Consider the following 18,933-nt stretch of genomic DNA (forward strand, 5'->3'; position numbering starts at 1 on the left):
CCGCTATTTCGAGCCTGCCACTGACGTGGTTGGCGGCGCGCGCTCGTTCAGCAGTGGGACGATGATTTCGTTCAGCGCGTCGAGATCGAACGCGCCCGCGGCCGCATAGCGTATCCGGCCATCGCGACCGATCACGATGTTGGTCGGCACGGCCTCCGGGTTGCCATAGGGCGACTTGATAGAGCGCACCGCTGGAATAGCCATGGCGGCGAAGAGCTTCTTGAGCGTGAACAGCGGCTGCGAGTCCCGGGTCGTCACGGCATAGACCTGCAGGCCCTTGTCCTTGAAATATTGGTAATAGGCATCGAGCGTCGGCAATTCTTTTTTGCACGGCGCGCACCATGTCGCCCAGTAATTGAGAATGACGACCTTGCCGCGCAGGTTCGCGATCGAGACCTTCTCGCCACTGACGAGCGTCAGCTGTATGTCGGGCGCCAGTTCCCCGATCTTTGGCTCCGATTTGCTGAGTTTCGCCGATGCGGATGCTGTTGTGGTCGTTGCGATAGCGACGAGCAGCGCGAAAAACGGACTGCGCATAAGATCTTCCCCCTCAGACCATCTTCTATTGCGGGCCGGCCGGCCGTCAACATGGTTCACCGACTTGCAATTTTCGCATTGAGCGGTGATGAGGCGGGCCAGCGCTTCATGGCGCCTCGTGGGTAAATTCAGACAGGGATGGAATGATGCAGCACGCCGACATGACCGCCAAGATCGCCAAGGGGAACGGCTTCATCGCCGCGCTCGACCAGAGCGGCGGCTCCACGCCCAAGGCTCTCAAGGGCTATGGCATCGAGGAAAACGCCTATTCGGGCGACGAGGAAATGTTCGGCCTGATCCACCAGATGCGCACCCGCGTGATCACCTCGCCGGCCTTCACCGGCGACAAGGTCATCGGCGCGATCCTCTTCGAGCGGACCATGGACGGAACGATCGAGGGCAAGCCGACGCCGACCGCGCTGCTGGAGCGCGGCGTCGTCCCGTTCATCAAGATCGACAAGGGTCTGGAAGCCGAAGCCGACGGCGTCCAGCTGATGAAGCCGATGCCGGAGCTGAGCGCGCTGCTCACCCGCGCCAAGGGCCTGGGCGTGTTCGGCACCAAGGAGCGCTCGGTGATCAATCTCGCCAATCGCGAGGGCATCGCCGCCGTCGTTAAGCAGCAGTTCGAGGTCGGCAAGGAGGTGCTGGCGCATGGCATGATGCCGATGATCGAGCCAGAGATCAACATCAAGAGCCCCGAGCGCGCCGCCGCGGACCAGATCCTGCTCGAGGAGATCCTCAAGGCGCTGGACGCGTTGCCGGCCGGCGAGCAGGTCATGCTCAAGCTCAGCATCCCGGCCAAGGCGGGCCTCTATGATCCGCTCGTCGACCATCCCAAGGTGCTGCGCGTGGTCGCGCTGTCGGGCGGCTTCCCGCGCGCCGAGGCCTGCGCCGAGCTGGCCAAGAATCGCGGCATGATCGCGAGCTTCAGCCGCGCTCTGTTGGACGATCTGCGCCACCAGATGAGCGATGACGAGTTCAACGCCTCGCTCGGCGAGGCGATCGACGAGATTTACGAGGCCTCGACGGACAAGGTCGCGGCCTGATCTAGGCGTCGGGGAGCGCGTCCAGCAGATCGCCCAGGCGATCCAGCCGCGCTTCCCATTCTTTCCGGCAAGCCTGCGCCCATTGCTCGACGGCGCGCAGTCCTTCAGGACGCAGCGCGCAACTGCGGGTACGCCCCTGCTTCTCGGACAGGACCAGCCCTGCCTTCTCCAGCAGGCGCAGATGCTGGCCGACAGCCGTCAGGCTGATGCCGAGGGGGGTGGCGAGCGCCGAGACGCTGACCGGTCCGCGCGCGATCCGGCTGACGATCGCCCGGCGGGTCGGATCGCCGAGCGCATCGAACAGGGCGGCCGTGGCTGGCGTCATGCGTCCAGCACTTCGGACAGATTGTCGACCAGCACTTCCCAGCCGTGCTTGCGCATGTCGGGTCCGTCGGCGCCTTCATAGAAGACGGCCTGGTGGGTGACGCGCAGCCTCGCGCCATCGCCCGCCGGCGCGACCTCATAGGTGATGAGCGCGCTGGAGATGCGCCGTCCGCCCAAGGTCATCGTGCTCGAATGGACGATGCGCTCGTTCGGCACGATATCCTCGTAGCGCCCGTCATTCTCGATGATCGTGCCGGGGAAGGGCGTGTCGTCGCCCATCGTGAACAGTTGGTGTTCGCGGCCGCCGACGCGGAAATCGATCGAGAAGTCGCTCGCATTCCGGCCGACGGCAAACCATTTCGGCTTGAGTTCCGGCGATGAGATGGCCGCGAAGACCTTCTCCGGGCTGTGCGGATAGCGGCGTTCGATGGTGAACGTGTCGTGTCTGGTCTCGGCCATGAAAATGCCCTCTCAATAGTGAAGTGAGAACTTCATCATCGAGAGGGGGTGAAAAGTCAAGTTGTTGCTTCAGTATCAGGCGAGCTGCTTCTTCAGCTCGCTGTTCTCCTTGTAGAGCGTCATGATCGAGGCGAAGGGTCCGCGCAGATAGGCGCCGAGCGCGGTCATGTCCTCGGGCTTCTTGCCGACCGTTGCGAGCAGTTGGGCCGTGATGCCGTCCGAGTCGGCGACGAACTTGCCCGGGGCGACTTCGGCAGCGGGGAAGGTCACTTTCTCGAAATGCGGCGCCAGCGTCTCGCGGATTGCCGCTTCCTCGTCATCGCCCGGCACGAATTCGCGGACATTGACCTTGTCGAAGAGGCCGGCCTCGACAAGCGCGATGCGCACCTTGAAGCAGAAGGGGCATTTGTCCTTGAGATAGAGGGTGGGCGTGAAATCGGCCATGATGCTCTCCATGTGCAACGGGATGGTATCGTTCGCGTTGTGATCATGGCGTATCGCCCCGGCCAATGACAAGGCGACATCGCCGGCTTAGGATGGCGATACGACGATCGGCCCGATCCCTGGCCCCAGGAGAGACACATGACCGCACTTGCCGACATTCCCGTGAAGACCATCAAGGGCGCCGACGCCTCGCTCGCCGACTATGCCGGCAAGGTGCTGCTGGTCGTCAACGTCGCCTCCAAATGCGGCCTCACGCCCCAATATGAAGGGCTGGAAAAGCTCTATCGCGACTATCGCGACGACGGCCTCGTCGTACTCGGCTTTCCGGCCAATGAGTTTGCCGGTCAGGAGCCGGGGACCAACGAAGAGATCGCGACCTTCTGCACAACCAATTTCGGCGTCGATTTCCCGATGTTCGAGAAGATCGTGGTGAAGGGGCCGGACAAGCATCCGCTCTATGCCGAGCTGATCGCGGAATCCGACACGCCGGACGCCGAGGTGCAATGGAATTTCGAGAAGTTCCTGGTCAGCCGCGACGGGCATGTCGTGCGCCGCTTCTCGCCGCGCACAGAGCCGAGCGACCCGGAGCTGGTGGCCGCAATCGAGGCGACACTGTCGGGCTCGGCGGCGGCGGGGTGATCGGCGCGCTTTCGTCATCGCGCTTCCTCGCCTAAGGGGACGTGATGACCGATGATGACGATCTCTCGCTCGACCCCGATTTTGTGCGCCAGTTCGAGCGCGACATGCGGCGGCCGCCGTGCCAGCTCTATCTGATCTCGCCGGCCACGATCGACGACCATTTCGTCGACCAGCTCAGGGCGGCGCTGGACGGCGGTTCGGTCGCTGCCTTCCAGCTGCGGCTGAAGGATATGGACGAGGACGCGATCGCGCATCTGGCCGTGCCGTTGCAGCGCCTCTGCGCCGAGCGGGAGGTGGCGTTCATCGTCAATGACAGCATCGCGCTCGCCAAGCGCCTCGGCGCCGACGGCGTCCATCTCGGGCAAAGCGACGGCGATCCGCGCGAGGCGCGTAAGATACTGGGGCCGCTGGCGCAAATCGGCGTGACCTGTCACGACAGCCGCCACCTCGCGATGGAAGCGGGGGAGGCGGGGGCCGACTATGTCGCGTTCGGCGCCTTCTTCCCGACCACGACCAAGGAGACGGTGCACCGTCCCGAACCGGTCATCCTGAGCTGGTGGTCATCGGTGTTCGAGCTGCCCTGCGTCGCGATCGGCGGCATCACCGCGCAGAATGCGGGACCGCTGGTCGAGGCGGGCGCCGATTTTCTCGCGGTTAGCAGCGCTGTCTGGACTCATCCTGGCGGACCGGGGGCGGGCGTGGCGGCCTTCGCGCCGGTGTTGGCGCACAAGCGGTAGGCGGCCGGCGTCGCTCATGCCGCCGCAAACCGGGTTTATGGCGTGATCGTCGTCCTGATCACACGCCGTTCTCGAACATCGAATTGGGATTGACCGGCGTCGCGGAAATCTCCTGCAGCACGTCCCAATGCTCGACGATCTTGCCGTCGGCGATCCGGAAGATGTCGCACACGGCAAAGCCCGGATCTCCGGGCCAGCGCGTGACATGCTGGTGGGTGATCACATGATCATCCTCGGCGAAGACGCGGTAGATCTTCTGTGTGGCCTGCGGCGTTTCCTTGCGCACGAAATCCAGCCACGCCTTCAGCGGCTCGCGGCCCGGCTCGGCCAATGAGCTGTGCTGGAGATAGTCCGGCGCGATGAACTCATCGACGCGCGTCTTGTCCATCGGGATCAACACCGTGTTGAACAACTCCAGCACCAGCCGGACATTGGCTTCTTCCTGCGGCGTGCGCGCCATAGCATCCTCTCCCTCAAGACAGGAGGTTCGCTACGGCGCGCGGGCCCAACAGGCAAGCATTCGGCTCGCGGGAGGCGGGTTGGAGCAGCCGTTAGTTGCGCCTGGCGATCAAGCCGGAAATCTCGTCGAGTACGGCCAGGCGTTCCTTCTTGAGTAGCTCGAGACGATCGTCGGAGGCAGGTTCGATCTCCGTCTCGATCCGATGAATCTCCTTGCTCAGGGCATCGTGGCGCTCGGCGAGCGCGCGAAAATGCGCATCGTCCAGCTTCAGTGCATGGAGCGCATCACCATGATCGGCGAACAGGCTGTGCAGCGTCTGGCGGGTATCGAGCGTCATGGCGGTCTCCTTGAAGAATCGTCAGGAGCGTGCGTGCCATTTATCTTCGTCGCATTGCGCAAGATCAAGGCGCGCACCGTCGCGGCGCACCGGCACGGCGCCGGCCCCTTGCCGATTTCGGACAACGGGGCTAGAGGGCGCCACTGGCTCTTTCAATCAGATCAGAAGACAGGCGCGACCTATGAAGATCAGCGGCGTGGACATCCGTCCCGGCAATAATATCGAATATGAAGGCGGCCTGTGGCGCGCCGTGAAGATCCAGCACACCCAGCCCGGCAAGGGCGGCGCCTATATGCAGGTGGAGCTGAAGAACCTGATCGACGGCCGCAAGAACAACGTCCGCTTCCGCTCGGCCGAGACGGTCGAGCGCATCCGCCTCGACACCAAGGACTTCCAGTATCTCTATGCCGAGGGCGACATGCTCGTCTTCATGGACACGGATACCTACGACCAGATCAACCTGCCGCTCGACCTGGTTGGCGATGCGGCTGCCTTCCTGCAGGACGGCATGATGGTCACGCTGGAAATGTATGATGAGCGCCCGATCAGCGTTGCGCTGCCCGAGACGGTCGAAGCGACGGTCGTCGAGGCCGACGCGGTGGTGAAGGGGCAGACAGCCTCGGCCAGCTACAAGCCCGCGATCCTCGACAATGGCGTGCGCGTCATGGTGCCGCCCCACATCACCACGGGCACACGCATCGTGGTCGACGTCTATGAGCGCGAATATGTGAAGCGGGCCGACTGATGGCCCGCTTTCGCCTTGCGCTGGCTTTGGTCGCCCTTGGCTTTTCCCCGGCAGTGGCGGACGCCCAGGTCAAGAAGCCGCCGGTTAAGTCCGGAGTGACACCGCCGACCCCGGCGCAGATGCAGCGCGTGGCGAGCAACTTCAACGTGCTGATGGGGGCGCTGCAGTCCAAGGACGTGCCGCAGGTCGTCAAGAATGTCCTGTTTGTCTGCATCTATTCCAATCCGTTCGGCAAGATCAGCGAAGGTGCGGACAAGGCGATCGACGCCAAGAAGGTCGACCGGAACAATCCGAACAATGTCCTCGGCGCGATGGCCGGGGTGTGCGGTCTGCGCCCGGAGATGCTTCAGCAGCAGGGCCAGCCGCCCAAGAAGTGATTTTGGTCACATTCAATGCCTTTCCCGCGAGGGAAGGGGGAGTTTCGTTTCATGGTATCCCATTCCGGCCTGCTGACCGTTATCGAGCGCGCCGCCCGCAAGGTGGCGCCACAGCTGCGCCGTGACTTCGGCGAGGTCCAGCATCTCCAGGTCAGCCGCAAGGGGCCGGCCGATTTCGTCTCGATCGCCGACAAGAAGGCCGAGGACACGCTCGTGGCCGAGCTGCAGAAGGCGCGGCCGGACTGGGGCTTTCTGCTGGAGGAAGGTGGCGAGATCGCCGGCGATCCAATGAAGCCGCGCTGGGTCATCGACCCGCTCGACGGTACGAGCAACTTCCTTCACGGCATCCCGCATTTCGCCGTCTCGATCGCGGTGCAGGAACCGCATCGCAGCGGCAAGGGTTGGGGCGACGTGACCACCGGTCTCATCTATCAGCCGATCCTCGACGAGAGCTATTGGGCCGAGAAGTCGCGCGGTGCCTGGCGGCACGACCAGCGCCTGCGGGTTTCGGCGCGCCGCGACTTGACTGAAGCGCTGATCGCGACCGGGGCGCCTTTCCACGGTCACGGTGATGTCGTGCAGTTCAACCGTATCTTCGGCGCGATCGGCCCCTCGGTGGCCGGTATTCGCCGGTTTGGCGCGGCCAGTCTCGATCTCGCCTGGGTCGCCTCTGGCCGCTATGACGGTTTCTGGGAAAGCGGCCTGCAACCCTGGGACGTGCAGGCGGGCATTCTGCTGGTGCGCGAAGCAGGCGGCTTCGTGACCGACTATCGCGGCGGTGCGGAGCCGGTCGAGCGGCGCGAAATTCTCGCCGCCAACGATGCGCTCCACAGCAAGCTTCACAAGCTGCTGGCCGGTGCTTTGCGGAACGCCTGACCGATGCGGCGCGTGATCGGCCTGCTGGCGCTGATCCTCGCCTCCGGCACCGCACTCGCGCAGGCGGTTGTTCCGCCGCCAGCTGGCATGAGCGCCTCGCAGACCCGGGCCCGCATCTCGGCCGGCATGGCCAGGAGCGATCCGCAGGAGGTCGCCGCTGCCGCCGAGTTGCTGGCGCGGATGGGCGGAAGCCTCACCCAGGAAAGCCAGGACCGGATCGCGGCTTTCGTCTCGCCCGAGCAGGCCGCCGCGCTCAAACGAAACTTCGCCGCGAACGCACAGCCGATCGAGACAAGCGGCCTGTTCGCGCAAGTGCCGGTCGAATACCGCATCGTCGAAGGCATGGCGCATGATCCCAAGACGGGCCGCATGTTCATCGGCACAGTCGTGGACGGCAAGCTGCTGGTCGCGAGTGGGCTGGGCTGGCGCGAGGTGCTGCTGCCGCAGGGGCTTGGCGGCCTGTTCGGCATGCGCATCGATCCGGATCGCCGCCGGCTCTGGGTTGCCAATGGCGTCGCCGATCCGGTCAAGGACCGCTCGAGCATCGCGCCGGGGCTCCTGGAGATCGATCTCGACACGCTCAAGCTGATCGACTGGAAGGGCATGCCCGCGGGCGCCGAGGGGAGCCCCGGCGATGTGGCGCTTGGTCCCGATGGGACCGCCTATGTGAGTGACGGGCTCAGGGGTGGTATCTATCAGTGCCGGCCGGGCTGCACGGCGCTGGAGACTCTGGTCGCGCCAGGCACCTTCAAGAGTCCCCAGGGTATGGTGGTCAGCCGTGACGGCAATGATCTCATCGTGGCTGATTACAGCGGCGGCTTGGCACGCGTGACGCTCGGCGACGGCAAGGTGAACTGGCTGGAAGTGCGCGAGGCGGCGATGCTGGACGGGATCGATGGCCTGATGCGCCATGGCGATGCGCTGGTCGCGATCCAGAACGGCACCAATCCACGCCGCATCATCCGCATCATCCTCAACGAGGACGAGACGCGGGTTGACGCGGTCGACGTGATCGAGCGCGCGAATCCGGCCTGGGGCGAGCCGACGCTCGGCACCATCTCGGAAGACAAGCTCGTTTACGTCGCGGACAGCCAGTGGGAGGTATATGGCGTCGGTGGCGTGCTCAATCCGGGCAAGCCACCGCGGGCGACCGCCCTGAGGGCGGTGCCGCTGCCGGCGTTGTGAGGGGCGAGGGCCTCAGCCCTCGACTGCCTCGCTGTTGAGCTGCACATAGTTCAGCAACCCCATGCGCTCGATCATCTCGAACTGGGTCTCGATCGTGTCGACATGCTCCTCCTCATTGTCGAGGATGTGCTGGAAGAGGTCGCGGCTCACATAATCGCGCACGATCTCGCAATGCGCGATGGCATCCTTGAGCACGGGGATCGCTTCCATCTCGGTCTCGAGATCGGCCTTGAGGATTTCTTCCACCGTGCCGCCGATGCGCAGCCGGCCAAGCAGCTGGAAATTGGGCAGGCCGTCGAGGAAGAGAATGCGCTCCGCCAGCTTGTCGGCGTGCTTCATCTCCTCGATCGACTCTTCATATTCGAACTTGGCGAGCTTGTTGACGCCCCAGTGATTGAGAAGCCGGTAGTGGAGGAAATACTGGTTGATCGCGGTCAGCTCATTCTTGAGGGCAAGATTGAGAAATTCGATGACCTTTTCGTCGCCCTTCATGGCCGCGCTCCCGCTGTTGCTTGAATGATGCGCCTGTAGCACCGCGGCGTCGCATGTTCACGCGCGAACGTCTCGCAAAGCCCGAGAGGCGCTTGTCAATGATTCCTAAGAACAGGGACTCACGCGGCAGCCAACGGGCCTGAGCCAATCGCCGCAATGCTGCGGGCGGGGCAGCGGCCGGCGCAACGCGCACGCTCGTCGCAGATGACATCTTCGGCATGATCGAGGCAGACGCGGCATTGCGGAGTCTTGCCCAGCACGGCGTAGGCGGCCTCCGGATCGGTCACGCCGTGACGCGCGACTTCCCGCAGTTCCTCTTCCTTGATCGCATTGCAAATGCAGACGTACATGAATCGCCAGATAAAGCTGTTGCGAGGCATTTGCAATAGCGTTGACCGAGAAATGCGCCGATGGGATCGCGGAACCGCACGTCTCGAAACCGCTTTTGCACGGCTCATCCTGGCGCTTCTTGTTGCGAGTCATTCTCACGTCTCCGGAGGCTTGCCTCGCAGGTGCAGCGGTCCTAAAGCCGCGCGAAAGGGCCATATTCGCCCAGGGGATTCACGTGGTCGATCTGTCGCAATATCTGCCGATCCTGCTGTTTCTGGCAGTCGCGCTGGGTCTTTCGAGCGCCTTCGTCTTCCTGCCGATGCTGGTGGGCCGCCTGACCGGCGCGCACAAGCCCGATCCCGAGAAGCTCAGCGAATATGAGTGCGGTTTCCCGGCCTTCGAGGATCCGCGCAGCCAGTTTGACGTGCGCTTCTATCTCGTCGCCATCCTTTTCATCATCTTCGATCTCGAAGCGGCCTTCCTCTATCCCTGGTCGGTGAGCCTGGCCGAGATCGGTTGGGCCGGTTGGACGACGATGATGGTCTTCATCTTCGAGCTGGTGCTCGGCCTCGTCTATGCGTGGAAAAAGGGAGCCCTCGATTGGGAGTAGAGCTTGAACGGCCGGGAACGCTGGGTGCGCCGCTGATCGGCGTTCCGCCCGCGACGCAGCCCGATCCGGAATTCTTCAAGTCGTTGTCGAGCGAAGTCAGCGACAAGGGCTTCCTCGTCACGTCGACCGAGGATCTGTTCACCTGGGCGCGCACCGGCTCGCTGTGGTGGATGACCTTCGGCCTGGCCTGCTGCGCGGTCGAGATGATCCACGTCAACATGCCGCGCTATGACATGGAGCGGTTCGGCGCCGCGCCGCGCGCCTCGCCGCGCCAGAGCGACGTGATGATCGTCGCGGGCACGCTCTGCAACAAGATGGCCCCGGCGCTCCGCAAGGTCTACGACCAGATGTCGGAGCCGAAATACGTCATCTCGATGGGTAGCTGCGCCAATGGCGGCGGCTATTATCACTATAGCTACAGCGTCGTGCGCGGCTGCGACCGGATCGTGCCGGTCGACATCTATGTGCCGGGCTGCCCGCCGACCGCCGAGGCGTTGCTCTACGGCATCATGCAGCTCCAGCGGAAGATCCGCCGGGTCGGGACGATTGAGAGATGAGGGGCGAGCGGTGAGCGACCTTAGTCCAGCCCCCAGGATCAAGCCGATCGAAGGCCTGGCCGATGCGCTCAGGTCTGCGCTCGGCGACGCCGTCTATGCGATCAAGGATCAGCATGGCGAGCTGTCGGTCGGTGTCGCGCGCGAGGCGCTCGCTGATGTGATGGAGACGCTGCGCGACCGCTTCGCCTATCAGCAGCTCATGGAGATTGCCGGGGTCGATTATCCCGAGCGGGCCGAGCGTTTCGAGGTCTGCTACCATCTGCTCTCGGTGACCAAGAACCACCGCCTGCGCGTCAAGGTGCGCACGGATGAGGACAATGCGGTCCCGACCGTCACGCATCTCTGGCCGGTCGCGGGCTGGCTCGAGCGCGAAGTGTTCGACATGTATGGCGTGCTGTTCGCCGGCAATACCGACCTGCGCCGCATCCTCACCGATTATGGCTTCAAGGGCCATCCGTTCCGCAAGGACTTTCCGCTCACCGGCTATGTCGAGCTGCGCTACTCCGAGGAGCAGAAGCGCGTCGTCTATGAGCCGGTGAAGCTGGCGCAGGACTTCCGCAGCTTCGATTTCATGAGCCCGTGGGAAGGCGCGCAATATGTGCTGCCCGGCGACGAGAAGGCGCATGGCGAGGCGCCCGGCGCGCCGACGCCTGTGCCCGCGCCGCCACCTCCGCCGTCTCCCGTCGCAGCGACGCCCGCCAACGCGCCAGTGCCCAAGACGACGGAGAAGCCATCGCAGACCGGTGCCGGCGAACCGGCCAACACTGACGCAGCCGATCGTTCGCCGCCTCAAGATGCGCTGCCGGCCGGGGCGACTAAGGCGCCTGTGCGCCGCTCGCGCACGAAGGCCGCCACGGGTGACGAACCGGCAACGCCGGTCAAGCCGAAGGCGCCGCGTGTGCGCAAGCCCAAGGGTGAGGCCTGATGTCCGACTATCTCGATAAGCTCGATCATCTGACCGACGCGGCCGATCCCGAATATGGCGATACGGCGATCCAGAACTACACGATCAACTTCGGCCCGCAGCATCCGGCCGCGCACGGTGTGCTGCGGCTCGTCATGGAGCTGGACGGCGAGATCGTCGAGCGCTGCGATCCGCATGTCGGCCTGCTGCATCGCGGCACCGAGAAGCTGATCGAGTACAAGACCTATCTCCAGGCGCTGCCTTACTTCGATCGCCTCGATTATTGCTCGCCGCTCGGCATGGAGCATAGCTATGTGCTGGCGATCGAGAAGCTGCTGAACCTCGAGGTGCCGATCCGCGCGCAATATCTGCGCGTCTTCTTCGCCGAGTTGACCCGCATCTGCAATCACATGCTCAACCTCGGCTCGCACGTCATGGATGTCGGCGCGATGACGCCGAACCTGTGGCTGTTCGAGATTCGCGAGGATTGCCTCAACTTCTTCGAGCGGGCCTCGGGCGCGCGCATGCACTCGGCCTATTTCCGGCCCGGCGGCGTGCATCAGGACGTGCCGCTCAAGCTGCTCACCGACATTGGCGACTGGCTCGACAAGCGCATGCCGACCCTGTTCGAGGATGCGATCAGCCTGGTGGCCGACAACCGCATCTTCAAGCAGCGCAATGTCGACATCGCGGTCTGCTCGAAGGAGGATGCGCTGAAGTGGGGCTTCTCCGGCCCGATGCTGCGCGGCTCGGGCATCCCGTGGGACATCCGCAAGGCGCAACCCTACGACGTCTATGACCGCATGGACTTCGACATTCCCGTCGGCACCAATTTCGACTGCTATGATCGCTTCATGGTGCGTGTCGAGGAAGTGCGCCAGTCGATGCGGATCATGAAGCAGTGCCTGAGCGAAATGCCGGAAGGGCCGATCGCTTCGCTCGACCGCAAGGTCGTCCCGCCGAAGCGCGGCGAGATGAAGCGCTCGATGGAAGCGCTGATCCACCACTTCAAGCTCTATACCGAGGGCTTCCACGTGCCCGCCGGCGAGGTCTATGTCGCCACGGAGAGCCCCAAGGGCGAGTTCGGCGTTTATCTGGTGAGCGACGGCACCAACAAGCCCTATCGTTGCAAGATCCGCCCGACGGCCTTTTCGCACCTGCAGGCGATGGACTTCATGATGAAGGGCCACATGCTCGCCGACACCACCGCCGTCTTGGGCGCGATGGATATCGTGTTTGGGGAGTGTGACCGGTGATGATGTGGTTTCTTCGTTTGGGGCGCAGGATGCCGGGCTGGCTACACGTCATTCTTGGCGCGATGACCGGCGCAGTTACCACTGATGAAGGCCGTCAGCATGAGGTTCGGAAGAATGCCTGACGCCGCCATCCTCCTCTCCGCCGACGAGCGCATCGCGATCACGACGCGAATGATCGAGGTCTACAACGAACAGGACGCCGACGCCTATGTCGCGTTCATGACCGACGATGCCTGCGAGGCGAGCTATCGGGGCGCCGTCATCCGCGAGGGCAAGGAAGGCACGCGCGCCGGGCTCAAGGCCATGTTCGCGCAGTTCCCGCAGAACCGGGCCGACATCGTCGGCAGCTGGTGCCTGGGCGAGACCGTCATGCTGCACGAGAAGGTCGCGCGCGCGCCGGACGGCGACAAGTTCGAGGTCATGTCGATCTACACATTCGAGGGCGACAAGGTGTCGCGGGTGGAGTTTATCCGGTGAGTAAGCTCGATCAAGCGAGAGCGCTGACGGCGGCAGCCTCGATGGGATGTTTAGCGGAACGTTGGTATTCTGGAACCTCTGGTGGCGAAATGGGCCCGGTTCTTGGCATATTCCTTGTAATGCTCATCGGTCTGAATTTGGCCAGTGCATATTATCAGTTCCGCGGACTGAAAAAGTCCGAAGAGGCAATCAAGAATGGCTGACGCACCTCAGATTCCAGACGAAGCGGAAGTTCGCGCGCAGTGGGGCAATTTTGCCTTCACCGAGGCCAATATGGCCCGCGCGAAAGAACTGATCTCGCATTATCCCGAGGGGCGTCAGGCGAGCGCGGTCATGGGCCTGCTCGATCTCGCCCAGCGCCAAGTCGGCGTCGAGACGAACACGCAAGGCTGGCTGCCGGTCCCCGTGATCGAATATGTCGCCGCCATGCTCGATATGCCCTACATGCGCGCTTATGAGGTCGTGACCTTCTACACCATGTACAACATGGCGCCGGTCGGTCGTTTCCACGTGCAGGTCTGCGGCACGACGCCCTGCATGCTGCGCGGATCGGATGATATTCTCGGCGCCTGCTACAAGCGCGGCATGAAGAAGGGCGCGACCACGCCGGACGGCCTGTTCACGCTGACCGAGGTCGAGTGCATGGGCAATTGCTCATCCGCGCCGATGGTCCAGATCAACGACGATAATTACGAGGATCTGACGCCCGAGCGTCTGGATTTCATTCTCGACGAGCTCGCCGCCGGTCGCCAGCCCAAGGTCGGCACGCAGGAGCCGGGCCGCCACACGGTCGAGCCGCTGGGCGAGCCGACCAATCTCGCCGCGATGGTCGGCGAAAATCACGATTATCGGGGGGAATGGTAATGGCTGACGAAACGCCTGCCGCGCCACCGCCTCCGCCGCCCTTCGTGGGCCCCCTTGAGGACAAGGACCGGATCTTCACCAACGTCTATGGCTATCAGCCATGGACCCTCGCCGCCGCCCAGAAGCGCGGCGACTGGGACAAGACCAAGGATCTGCTGGCGCTCGGCCAGGACAAGATCATCGACGAGATCAAGGCGTCGGGCTTGCGCGGCCGCGGCGGCGCCGGTTTCCCGACCGGCATGAAGTGGAGCTTCATGCCCAAGGAAAGCCGCGATGGTCGACCGAGCTTCCTCGTCATCAATGCCGACGAATCCGAGCCGGGCAGCTGCAAGGACCGCGAGATTCTCCGCCACGATCCGCACAAGCTGATCGAGGGGGCGCTGGTCGCCGGCTTCGCGATGCGCGCGCGCGCCGCCTACATCTATGTGCGCGGCGAATATATCCTCGAAGCCCGCGTGCTGGAGGCAGCGGTCAAGGAGGCCTATGAGGCCGGCCTGATCGGCAAGAATGCCTGCAAGTCGGGTTATGATTTCGACGTGTTCGTCCATCGCGGCGCCGGCGCTTATATCTGCGGCGAAGAGACGGCGATGATCGAGAGCCTGGAAGGCAAGAAGGGTCAGCCGCGCCTCAAGCCGCCATTCCCGGCCGGCGCGGGCCTGTATGGCTGCCCGACCACGGTCAACAATGTCGAGAGCATCGCCGTCGCACCGACGATCCTGCGGCGCAGCGCGGCCTGGTTCGCGGGCTTCGGGCGCGAGAATAATCGCGGCACCAAGCTGTTCCAGATCAGCGGGCATGTGAACCGGCCCTGCGTGGTCGAGGAATCGATGTCGATCCCGTTTCGGGAGCTGATCGAGCGCCATTGCGGCGGCATTCGCGGCGGATGGGACAATCTGCTGGCGGTGATCCCCGGCGGCTCCTCGGTGCCTTTGGTGCCGGCCGCCGAGATGATGGACGCGCCGATGGACTTTGACGGCCTGCGCGCGCTTGGCTCGGGTCTCGGCACGGCGGCGGTCATCGTCATGGACAAGTCGACCGACATCGTCCGGGCGATCGCCCGCCTCAGCTATTTCTACAAGCATGAGAGTTGCGGCCAGTGCACGCCGTGCCGCGAAGGCACGGGCTGGATGTGGCGCGTCATGGAGCGCCTGGTGACGGGCGAGGCGGCAGTCGAGGAGATCGACACGCTGTTCCAGCTCACCAAGCAGGTCGAGGGCCACACCATCTGCGCCCTGGGCGACGCGGCCGCCTGGCCGATCCAGGGTCTCATCCGCCATTTCCGGCCGGAGATCGAGCGTCGCATCGCGGCGCGCGGTGGCGCCGCACCCATTATGGAGGCGGCGGAGTGAAGCGTCTTACCCTATTCTTCCTCACCGGGATGATGCCCGCAACGGTGTTCGCCAGTGAACCTGCTGCGCCTGCGCCCGGTATGAGCGAGGCGCCATCGCTCTGCGTGGTGGGTCGTGCTTCCGGTAACGTCAGGACGCTTCAGCAGAAGCAGAAGTCCGAAACAGAAGAGGCGCGCGAGCTGGAGGCCGTCATCGATGCGCTGCTGCGCTGTCCCACGGTGGACGAGAAGGTGCAGGCCGAAACGCCGCGTCGCGCCCCAGCGCCGGCCCAGGTCGCCTATCGTCTCGACGCGCCAACCCTTCCGGCGGGGAACGGATAATGCCCAAACTCAAAGTAGACGGTATCGAGATCGAGGTTCCCGCTGGCGCCACCGTGCTTCAGGCGTGCGAGCTGGCGGGCAAGGAAATCCCACGCTTCTGCTATCATGAGCGCCTGTCGATCGCCGGCAATTGCCGCATGTGCCTGGTCGAGGTGAAGCCCGGGCCGCCCAAGCCGCAGGCGAGTTGCGCGCTGCCCGCTGCCGACAATCAGGAAATCTTCACCAACAGCGAGATGGTGAAGAAGGCCCGCGAGGGCGTGATGGAGTTCCTGCTGATCAACCATCCGCTCGATTGCCCGATCTGCGATCAGGGTGGCGAGTGCGATCTGCAGGACCAGAGCGTCGCTTATGGCCGGGGCGCGAGCCGCTATCACGAACATAAGCGCGCGGTGACCGAGAAATATATGGGGCCCGTCGTCAAGACGGTGATGACCCGTTGCATCCAGTGCACCCGCTGCGTGCGCTTCGCCGAGGAAGTCGCCGGCGTGCCGGAGATCGGCGCGATCGGCCGCGGCGAGAATATGCAGATCACCACCTATCTCGAACATGCCGCCAAGAGCGAGCTGTCGGGCAATGTGGTCGATCTCTGCCCGGTCGGCGCGCTCACTTCCAAGCCTTATGCCTTCGAGGCGCGGCCCTGGGAGCTCAGGAAGACGCTGGCGATCGATGTCATGGACGCGGTCGGCACCAATATCCGCGTCGACAGCCGCGGCCGCCAGGTGCTGCGCGTCGTGCCGCGCATCAATGACGACGTGAACGAGGAATGGGCGAGCGACAAGACACGCCACGCGGTCGACGGCCTCGTGCGCAAGCGGCTCGACAAGCCCTATCTGCGCAAGGGCGGCAAGCTGGTCGCGGCGACCTGGGACGAGGCCTTCGCGGCGATCGCCAGGGCCGCCAAGGGTGCGGCCGGATCGGTCGCGGCGATTGCCGGTGATCAGCTCGACTGCGAGACGATGTTCGCCGCGCGCGAGCTGGTCCATGCGCTCGGCGGCACGATGCTGGAAGGACGCCAGTCCGGCCTCTTCTACGACACGTCAAGCCTCTCGGCGGTGAACTTCAACTCGACCTTCAACGGGATCGAGACAGCGGACGCGATCCTGCTCGTCGGCACGAACCTGCGCTGGGAAGCGCCACTGATCAACACGCGCATCCGCAAGGCGATCAAGAAGGGCGCGAAGGTCTGGAATATCGGTCCGGCGATCGACCAGACCTATCCGATCACGGAACTCGGCGATGATGCGGCGTTGCTCGCAAAGCTGCCCGGCGAGGTCGTCGATGCGTTCAGGAGCGCGCATCGCCCGGCGCTGATCATGGGCGGCGGGGCACTCGGGATCGAGGGTGCACAGGGCACCGCGCTGGCGGCGGTCGAGACACTCGGCCTGATCAAGGATGCCGCTTCGACAGGCTCAGGACAGGGCTGGAACGGCTTCAATGTGGTGCATATGGCCGCCGCGCGTATGGGCGGGCTGATGCTCGGCTTTGCGACCGAGGGCGGTGTCAAGGCGATGGCGGCGGCCAATCCCAGGCTGCTCTTCCTGATGGGCGCGGACGATGTGCCGTTCGATCTCTTCGGGCAGAGCTTCAAGGTCTATGTCGGCCATCATGGCGACAAGGGCGCGCACGCCGCCGACGTGATCCTGCCCGGCGCAGCCTATACCGAGAAGGCCGGCACCTATGTGAACACCGAAGGGCGCGTGCAGCGCGGCGACAAGGCCGTGTTCGCACCCGGTGACGCCCGCGAGGACTGGACGATTTTGCGCGCGCTGTCCGATGTGCTCGGCAAGACGCTGCCGTTCGACAGCTTCGAGGCACTGCGCGCGGCCATGTATGCTGCCGTGCCCGCGCTGGCCGAGGAAGGGCTGGTTGACTTCGGATGGATGGCGCCTAAGCTCGCTGCCAAGCCCAAGGCGGGGGAAATTCCCTCGCCGATCAAGGACTTTTACCTCACCAACGCGATCTGCCGGGCCAGCCCGACGATGCAGCGCTGCTCGGCCGAGATCATCCACGGCCAGGATTTCGCGGAGGCTGCGGAATGACAAGCTGGGTCCAATCCTATCTCGGTCTCGGCTTTGGCTGGTTCGTCGCGCATCTGGTCTATATCCTGCTGATCGCGCTGCCGCTGATGCTCGCCGTCGCGATGATCATCTATGCGGATCGCAAGATCTGGGCCGCCATGGCGCTGCGCCGTGGCCCGAACGTCGTCGGTCCGCTCGGTCTGCTCCAGTCCTTCGCGGACGGTCTCAAGGTCTTCCTGCAGGAGACGATCATTCCGAGCGCGGCCAACAAGGGCCTGTTCCTGCTCGCGCCGATCATCACCTTCACCGTCGCGCTGATGGCCTGGGCGGTGATCCCGTTCGACGCCGGCCTGGTGCTCGCGGACATCAATGTCGGGCTTCTCTACATTCTCGCGATCAGCTCGATCGGCGTCTATGGCGTGATCATCTCGGGCTGGGCGTCCAACTCGAAATATCCCTTCTTCTCGGCGATGCGCGCCTCGGCGCAGATGATCAGCTATGAAGTCTCGATCGGCTTCGTGCTGGTCTGCGTCGTGCTCTGGGCCGGCAGCTTCAACCTGACCGCGATCGTGATGACCCAGAAGGGCTATTATGCGGGCTGGCTCGGCGGTTTCGGGCTGAACGGCAATGTGTTCAATCCGCTGCTGTTCCCGATGTCGATCGTGTTCCTCATCTCAGCCATGGCCGAGACGGCGCGCGCGCCCTTCGACCTAACCGAAGCGGAGTCCGAGCTCGTCGCCGGCTATCAGACCGAATATTCGTCGATGAGCTTCGCGCTCTTCTGGCTCGGCGAATATGCCAATGTGCTGCTGATGTGCACGCTCAACGCGTTGCTCTTCTGGGGTGGCTATCTGCCGCCGGTCGACTTCTGGCTCCTCTATTATGTGCCAGGCATTGTCTGGCTCTTCATCAAGATTCTGATTTTCTTCTTCGTGTTCAGCTGGGTGAAGGCGACGGTGCCGCGCTATCGCTATGACCAGCTGATGCGGCTTGGTTGGAAGATCTTCCTGCCGCTGTCGCTCTTCTTCGTGTTTCTCGTGTCCGGCTTCCTGATGCTGACGCGCTATGGAGGCGTCTCGTGATCGCACATTGGATCAAAAGCTTCACGCTCTGGGAATTCGTCAAAGCCCATTGGCTGACCTTGAAATATTTCTTCAAGCCCAAGGCGACCATCAACTATCCCTACGAGAAGAACCCGATCTCGCCGCGCTTCCGGGGCGAGCATGCGCTGCGTCGCTATCCCAATGGTGAGGAACGCTGCATCGCCTGCAAGCTGTGCGAGGCGATCTGCCCGGCGCAGGCGATCACCATCGAGGCGCAGCCGCGCGACGACGGCAGCCGCCGCACGACCCGCTACGACATCGACATGGTGAAGTGCATCTATTGCGGCTTCTGCCAGGAAGCCTGCCCGGTCGACGCGATCGTGGAAGGCCCGAATTTCGAGTTCGCGACGGAAACGCGCGAGGAACTCATCTACGACAAGACCAAGCTGCTCGCCAATGGCGACAAATGGGAGCGGGCAATCGCGGCAAACCTTGCCGCCGACGCCCCCTACCGTTAAGCGCCAAGCCCAAGGGACCAGGGGGACGA

Annotated in this window: 27 protein-coding genes; 19 read left to right on the top strand and 8 right to left on the bottom strand. The window is 63.9% G+C overall.

Going from position 1 to position 18,933, the window contains the following annotated elements:
• Positions 1-3 precede the first annotated feature (3 nt).
• Positions 4-597 carry a TlpA family protein disulfide reductase gene (locus KK488_RS00720; protein WP_349356833.1) on the bottom strand — a complete coding sequence of 198 codons (594 nt, stop codon included), beginning with the start codon at positions 595-597 and terminating at the stop codon, positions 4-6.
• Positions 598-683: 86 nt separating this feature from the next.
• Between KK488_RS00720 and KK488_RS00725 the strand changes: the two genes are divergently transcribed.
• Complete coding sequence (locus KK488_RS00725) at positions 684-1,583, top strand: fructose bisphosphate aldolase (protein ID WP_214621219.1); 900 nt, start codon at positions 684-686, stop codon at positions 1,581-1,583.
• A gap of 1 nt (position 1,584) precedes the next feature.
• Here KK488_RS00725 and KK488_RS00730 read toward each other — a convergent pair whose 3' ends face one another.
• The 3 genes from KK488_RS00730 to KK488_RS00740 form a co-directional block, all read right to left on the bottom strand.
• Entirely contained in the window at positions 1,585-1,908 is a 324-nt protein-coding gene (locus tag KK488_RS00730) for an ArsR/SmtB family transcription factor (RefSeq protein WP_214621220.1), read from the bottom strand.
• Positions 1,905-2,366: an SRPBCC family protein gene (locus KK488_RS00735; protein WP_214621221.1), complete on the bottom strand. Its 462-nt coding sequence runs from the start codon at positions 2,364-2,366 to the stop codon at positions 1,905-1,907. The genes KK488_RS00730 and KK488_RS00735 overlap by 4 nt, the downstream gene beginning before the upstream one ends.
• Positions 2,367-2,441: 75 nt before the next feature.
• Positions 2,442-2,822: a glutathione S-transferase N-terminal domain-containing protein gene (locus KK488_RS00740; protein ID WP_214621222.1), complete on the bottom strand. Its 381-nt coding sequence runs from the start codon at positions 2,820-2,822 to the stop codon at positions 2,442-2,444.
• 126 nt (positions 2,823-2,948) lie between these two features.
• Between KK488_RS00740 and KK488_RS00745 the strand changes: the two genes are divergently transcribed.
• Together KK488_RS00745 and thiE are read left to right on the top strand one after the other, a co-directional pair.
• Positions 2,949-3,449 carry a glutathione peroxidase gene (locus KK488_RS00745; RefSeq protein ID WP_214621223.1) on the top strand — a complete coding sequence of 167 codons (501 nt, stop codon included), beginning with the start codon at positions 2,949-2,951 and terminating at the stop codon, positions 3,447-3,449.
• 44 nt (positions 3,450-3,493) lie between these two features.
• On the top strand, positions 3,494-4,186 hold the full coding sequence (gene thiE, locus KK488_RS00750) for a thiamine phosphate synthase (protein ID WP_214621224.1): 693 nt from the start codon (positions 3,494-3,496) through the stop codon (positions 4,184-4,186).
• A gap of 58 nt (positions 4,187-4,244) precedes the next feature.
• On the opposite strand, the gene KK488_RS00755 is transcribed toward thiE, so the two are convergent.
• Together KK488_RS00755 and KK488_RS00760 are read right to left on the bottom strand one after the other, a co-directional pair.
• Positions 4,245-4,646: a nuclear transport factor 2 family protein gene (locus KK488_RS00755; RefSeq protein WP_214621225.1), complete on the bottom strand. Its 402-nt coding sequence runs from the start codon at positions 4,644-4,646 to the stop codon at positions 4,245-4,247.
• Positions 4,647-4,737: 91 nt separating this feature from the next.
• Positions 4,738-4,983, bottom strand: coding sequence for an HP1242/YdcH family protein (locus KK488_RS00760; protein ID WP_214621226.1), 246 nt, complete (start codon positions 4,981-4,983; stop codon positions 4,738-4,740).
• Between the two features lie 181 nt (positions 4,984-5,164).
• On the opposite strand from KK488_RS00760, the gene efp reads away from it, so the two are divergent.
• Genes efp through KK488_RS00780 form a run of 4 tightly spaced genes read left to right on the top strand, consistent with a single transcriptional unit; the run spans position 5,165 to position 8,166 of the window.
• Positions 5,165-5,728: an elongation factor P gene (efp, locus tag KK488_RS00765; protein WP_214621227.1), complete on the top strand. Its 564-nt coding sequence runs from the start codon at positions 5,165-5,167 to the stop codon at positions 5,726-5,728.
• On the top strand, positions 5,728-6,105 hold the full coding sequence (locus tag KK488_RS00770) for a hypothetical protein (RefSeq protein ID WP_214621228.1): 378 nt from the start codon (positions 5,728-5,730) through the stop codon (positions 6,103-6,105). The genes efp and KK488_RS00770 overlap by 1 nt, the downstream gene beginning before the upstream one ends.
• Before the next feature lie 51 nt (positions 6,106-6,156).
• Complete coding sequence (locus tag KK488_RS00775) at positions 6,157-6,981, top strand: inositol monophosphatase family protein (protein ID WP_214621229.1); 825 nt, start codon at positions 6,157-6,159, stop codon at positions 6,979-6,981.
• Positions 6,982-6,984: 3 nt separating this feature from the next.
• Complete coding sequence (locus KK488_RS00780) at positions 6,985-8,166, top strand: SMP-30/gluconolactonase/LRE family protein (RefSeq protein WP_214621230.1); 1,182 nt, start codon at positions 6,985-6,987, stop codon at positions 8,164-8,166.
• Positions 8,167-8,178: 12 nt separating this feature from the next.
• Here KK488_RS00780 and bfr read toward each other — a convergent pair whose 3' ends face one another.
• Complete coding sequence (gene bfr / locus KK488_RS00785; protein WP_214621231.1) at positions 8,179-8,658, bottom strand: bacterioferritin; 480 nt, start codon at positions 8,656-8,658, stop codon at positions 8,179-8,181.
• A 119-nt stretch (positions 8,659-8,777) separates the two neighbouring features.
• Complete coding sequence (locus KK488_RS00790) at positions 8,778-9,008, bottom strand: (2Fe-2S)-binding protein (protein ID WP_214621232.1); 231 nt, start codon at positions 9,006-9,008, stop codon at positions 8,778-8,780.
• A gap of 215 nt (positions 9,009-9,223) precedes the next feature.
• Here KK488_RS00790 and KK488_RS00795 point away from each other — a divergent pair, with 215 nt between their 5' ends.
• From KK488_RS00795 to nuoI, 12 genes are all read left to right on the top strand, one after another.
• Positions 9,224-9,598, top strand: coding sequence for an NADH-quinone oxidoreductase subunit A (locus KK488_RS00795; protein WP_214621233.1), 375 nt, complete (start codon positions 9,224-9,226; stop codon positions 9,596-9,598).
• Positions 9,589-10,155, top strand: a complete 567-nt coding sequence (locus KK488_RS00800; protein ID WP_432653823.1) for a NuoB/complex I 20 kDa subunit family protein — start codon at positions 9,589-9,591, stop codon at positions 10,153-10,155. The genes KK488_RS00795 and KK488_RS00800 overlap by 10 nt, the downstream gene beginning before the upstream one ends.
• A gap of 10 nt (positions 10,156-10,165) precedes the next feature.
• Complete coding sequence (locus KK488_RS00805) at positions 10,166-11,080, top strand: NADH-quinone oxidoreductase subunit C (RefSeq protein ID WP_214621234.1); 915 nt, start codon at positions 10,166-10,168, stop codon at positions 11,078-11,080.
• Positions 11,080-12,315, top strand: coding sequence for an NADH-quinone oxidoreductase subunit D (locus KK488_RS00810; protein ID WP_250889960.1), 1,236 nt, complete (start codon positions 11,080-11,082; stop codon positions 12,313-12,315). The genes KK488_RS00805 and KK488_RS00810 overlap by 1 nt, the downstream gene beginning before the upstream one ends.
• 114 nt (positions 12,316-12,429) lie before the next feature.
• Positions 12,430-12,792 (top strand): nuclear transport factor 2 family protein, encoded by a 363-nt coding sequence (locus KK488_RS00815; protein WP_250889961.1) that lies wholly within the window; start codon positions 12,430-12,432, stop codon positions 12,790-12,792.
• Positions 12,789-12,995 carry a hypothetical protein gene (locus KK488_RS00820; RefSeq protein WP_214621236.1) on the top strand — a complete coding sequence of 69 codons (207 nt, stop codon included), beginning with the start codon at positions 12,789-12,791 and terminating at the stop codon, positions 12,993-12,995. The genes KK488_RS00815 and KK488_RS00820 overlap by 4 nt, the downstream gene beginning before the upstream one ends.
• Positions 12,988-13,656, top strand: coding sequence for a complex I 24 kDa subunit family protein (locus KK488_RS00825; protein WP_214621237.1), 669 nt, complete (start codon positions 12,988-12,990; stop codon positions 13,654-13,656). The genes KK488_RS00820 and KK488_RS00825 overlap by 8 nt, the downstream gene beginning before the upstream one ends.
• Positions 13,656-15,005 (top strand): NADH-quinone oxidoreductase subunit NuoF, encoded by a 1,350-nt coding sequence (gene nuoF, locus KK488_RS00830; RefSeq protein WP_214621238.1) that lies wholly within the window; start codon positions 13,656-13,658, stop codon positions 15,003-15,005. Before KK488_RS00825 ends, nuoF begins: the two co-directional genes overlap by 1 nt.
• Positions 15,002-15,325, top strand: coding sequence for a hypothetical protein (locus KK488_RS00835; RefSeq protein ID WP_214621239.1), 324 nt, complete (start codon positions 15,002-15,004; stop codon positions 15,323-15,325). Before nuoF ends, KK488_RS00835 begins: the two co-directional genes overlap by 4 nt.
• Entirely contained in the window at positions 15,325-17,364 is a 2,040-nt protein-coding gene (gene nuoG / locus KK488_RS00840; protein WP_214621240.1) for an NADH-quinone oxidoreductase subunit NuoG, read from the top strand. The genes KK488_RS00835 and nuoG overlap by 1 nt, the downstream gene beginning before the upstream one ends.
• Positions 17,361-18,425 carry an NADH-quinone oxidoreductase subunit NuoH gene (gene nuoH / locus KK488_RS00845; RefSeq protein ID WP_214621241.1) on the top strand — a complete coding sequence of 355 codons (1,065 nt, stop codon included), beginning with the start codon at positions 17,361-17,363 and terminating at the stop codon, positions 18,423-18,425. The genes nuoG and nuoH overlap by 4 nt, the downstream gene beginning before the upstream one ends.
• Positions 18,422-18,904 carry an NADH-quinone oxidoreductase subunit NuoI gene (gene nuoI, locus KK488_RS00850; RefSeq protein WP_214621242.1) on the top strand — a complete coding sequence of 161 codons (483 nt, stop codon included), beginning with the start codon at positions 18,422-18,424 and terminating at the stop codon, positions 18,902-18,904. The genes nuoH and nuoI overlap by 4 nt, the downstream gene beginning before the upstream one ends.
• Positions 18,905-18,933: the final 29 nt, after the last annotated feature.

This window comes from Sphingobium nicotianae (genome assembly GCF_018603885.1).
Taxonomy (GTDB): Bacteria; Pseudomonadota; Alphaproteobacteria; order Sphingomonadales; family Sphingomonadaceae; genus Sphingobium; species Sphingobium nicotianae.

Bases quoted from the DNA above. Each gene is read 5' to 3' on its own strand.
- efp (WP_214621227.1), top strand. From the start codon at position 5,165: ATGAAGATCAGCGGCGTGGACATCCGTCCCGGCAATAATATCGAATAT.
- KK488_RS00755 (WP_214621225.1), bottom strand. From the start codon at position 4,646: ATGGCGCGCACGCCGCAGGAAGAAGCCAATGTCCGGCTGGTGCTGGAG.
- bfr (WP_214621231.1), bottom strand. From the start codon at position 8,658: ATGAAGGGCGACGAAAAGGTCATCGAATTTCTCAATCTTGCCCTCAAG.
- KK488_RS00780 (WP_214621230.1), top strand. From the start codon at position 6,985: ATGCGGCGCGTGATCGGCCTGCTGGCGCTGATCCTCGCCTCCGGCACC.
- KK488_RS00735 (WP_214621221.1), bottom strand. From the start codon at position 2,366: ATGGCCGAGACCAGACACGACACGTTCACCATCGAACGCCGCTATCCG.
- KK488_RS00770 (WP_214621228.1), top strand. From the start codon at position 5,728: ATGGCCCGCTTTCGCCTTGCGCTGGCTTTGGTCGCCCTTGGCTTTTCC.
- KK488_RS00725 (WP_214621219.1), top strand. From the start codon at position 684: ATGCAGCACGCCGACATGACCGCCAAGATCGCCAAGGGGAACGGCTTC.
- nuoG (WP_214621240.1), top strand. From the start codon at position 15,325: ATGCCCAAACTCAAAGTAGACGGTATCGAGATCGAGGTTCCCGCTGGC.
- KK488_RS00810 (WP_250889960.1), top strand. From the start codon at position 11,080: ATGTCCGACTATCTCGATAAGCTCGATCATCTGACCGACGCGGCCGAT.
- KK488_RS00760 (WP_214621226.1), bottom strand. From the start codon at position 4,983: ATGACGCTCGATACCCGCCAGACGCTGCACAGCCTGTTCGCCGATCAT.
- KK488_RS00730 (WP_214621220.1), bottom strand. From the start codon at position 1,908: ATGACGCCAGCCACGGCCGCCCTGTTCGATGCGCTCGGCGATCCGACC.
- KK488_RS00815 (WP_250889961.1), top strand. From the start codon at position 12,430: ATGCCTGACGCCGCCATCCTCCTCTCCGCCGACGAGCGCATCGCGATC.
- KK488_RS00790 (WP_214621232.1), bottom strand. From the start codon at position 9,008: ATGTACGTCTGCATTTGCAATGCGATCAAGGAAGAGGAACTGCGGGAA.
- thiE (WP_214621224.1), top strand. From the start codon at position 3,494: ATGACCGATGATGACGATCTCTCGCTCGACCCCGATTTTGTGCGCCAG.
- KK488_RS00740 (WP_214621222.1), bottom strand. From the start codon at position 2,822: ATGGAGAGCATCATGGCCGATTTCACGCCCACCCTCTATCTCAAGGAC.
- KK488_RS00745 (WP_214621223.1), top strand. From the start codon at position 2,949: ATGACCGCACTTGCCGACATTCCCGTGAAGACCATCAAGGGCGCCGAC.
- nuoF (WP_214621238.1), top strand. From the start codon at position 13,656: ATGGCTGACGAAACGCCTGCCGCGCCACCGCCTCCGCCGCCCTTCGTG.
- KK488_RS00825 (WP_214621237.1), top strand. From the start codon at position 12,988: ATGGCTGACGCACCTCAGATTCCAGACGAAGCGGAAGTTCGCGCGCAG.
- nuoH (WP_214621241.1), top strand. From the start codon at position 17,361: ATGACAAGCTGGGTCCAATCCTATCTCGGTCTCGGCTTTGGCTGGTTC.
- KK488_RS00775 (WP_214621229.1), top strand. From the start codon at position 6,157: ATGGTATCCCATTCCGGCCTGCTGACCGTTATCGAGCGCGCCGCCCGC.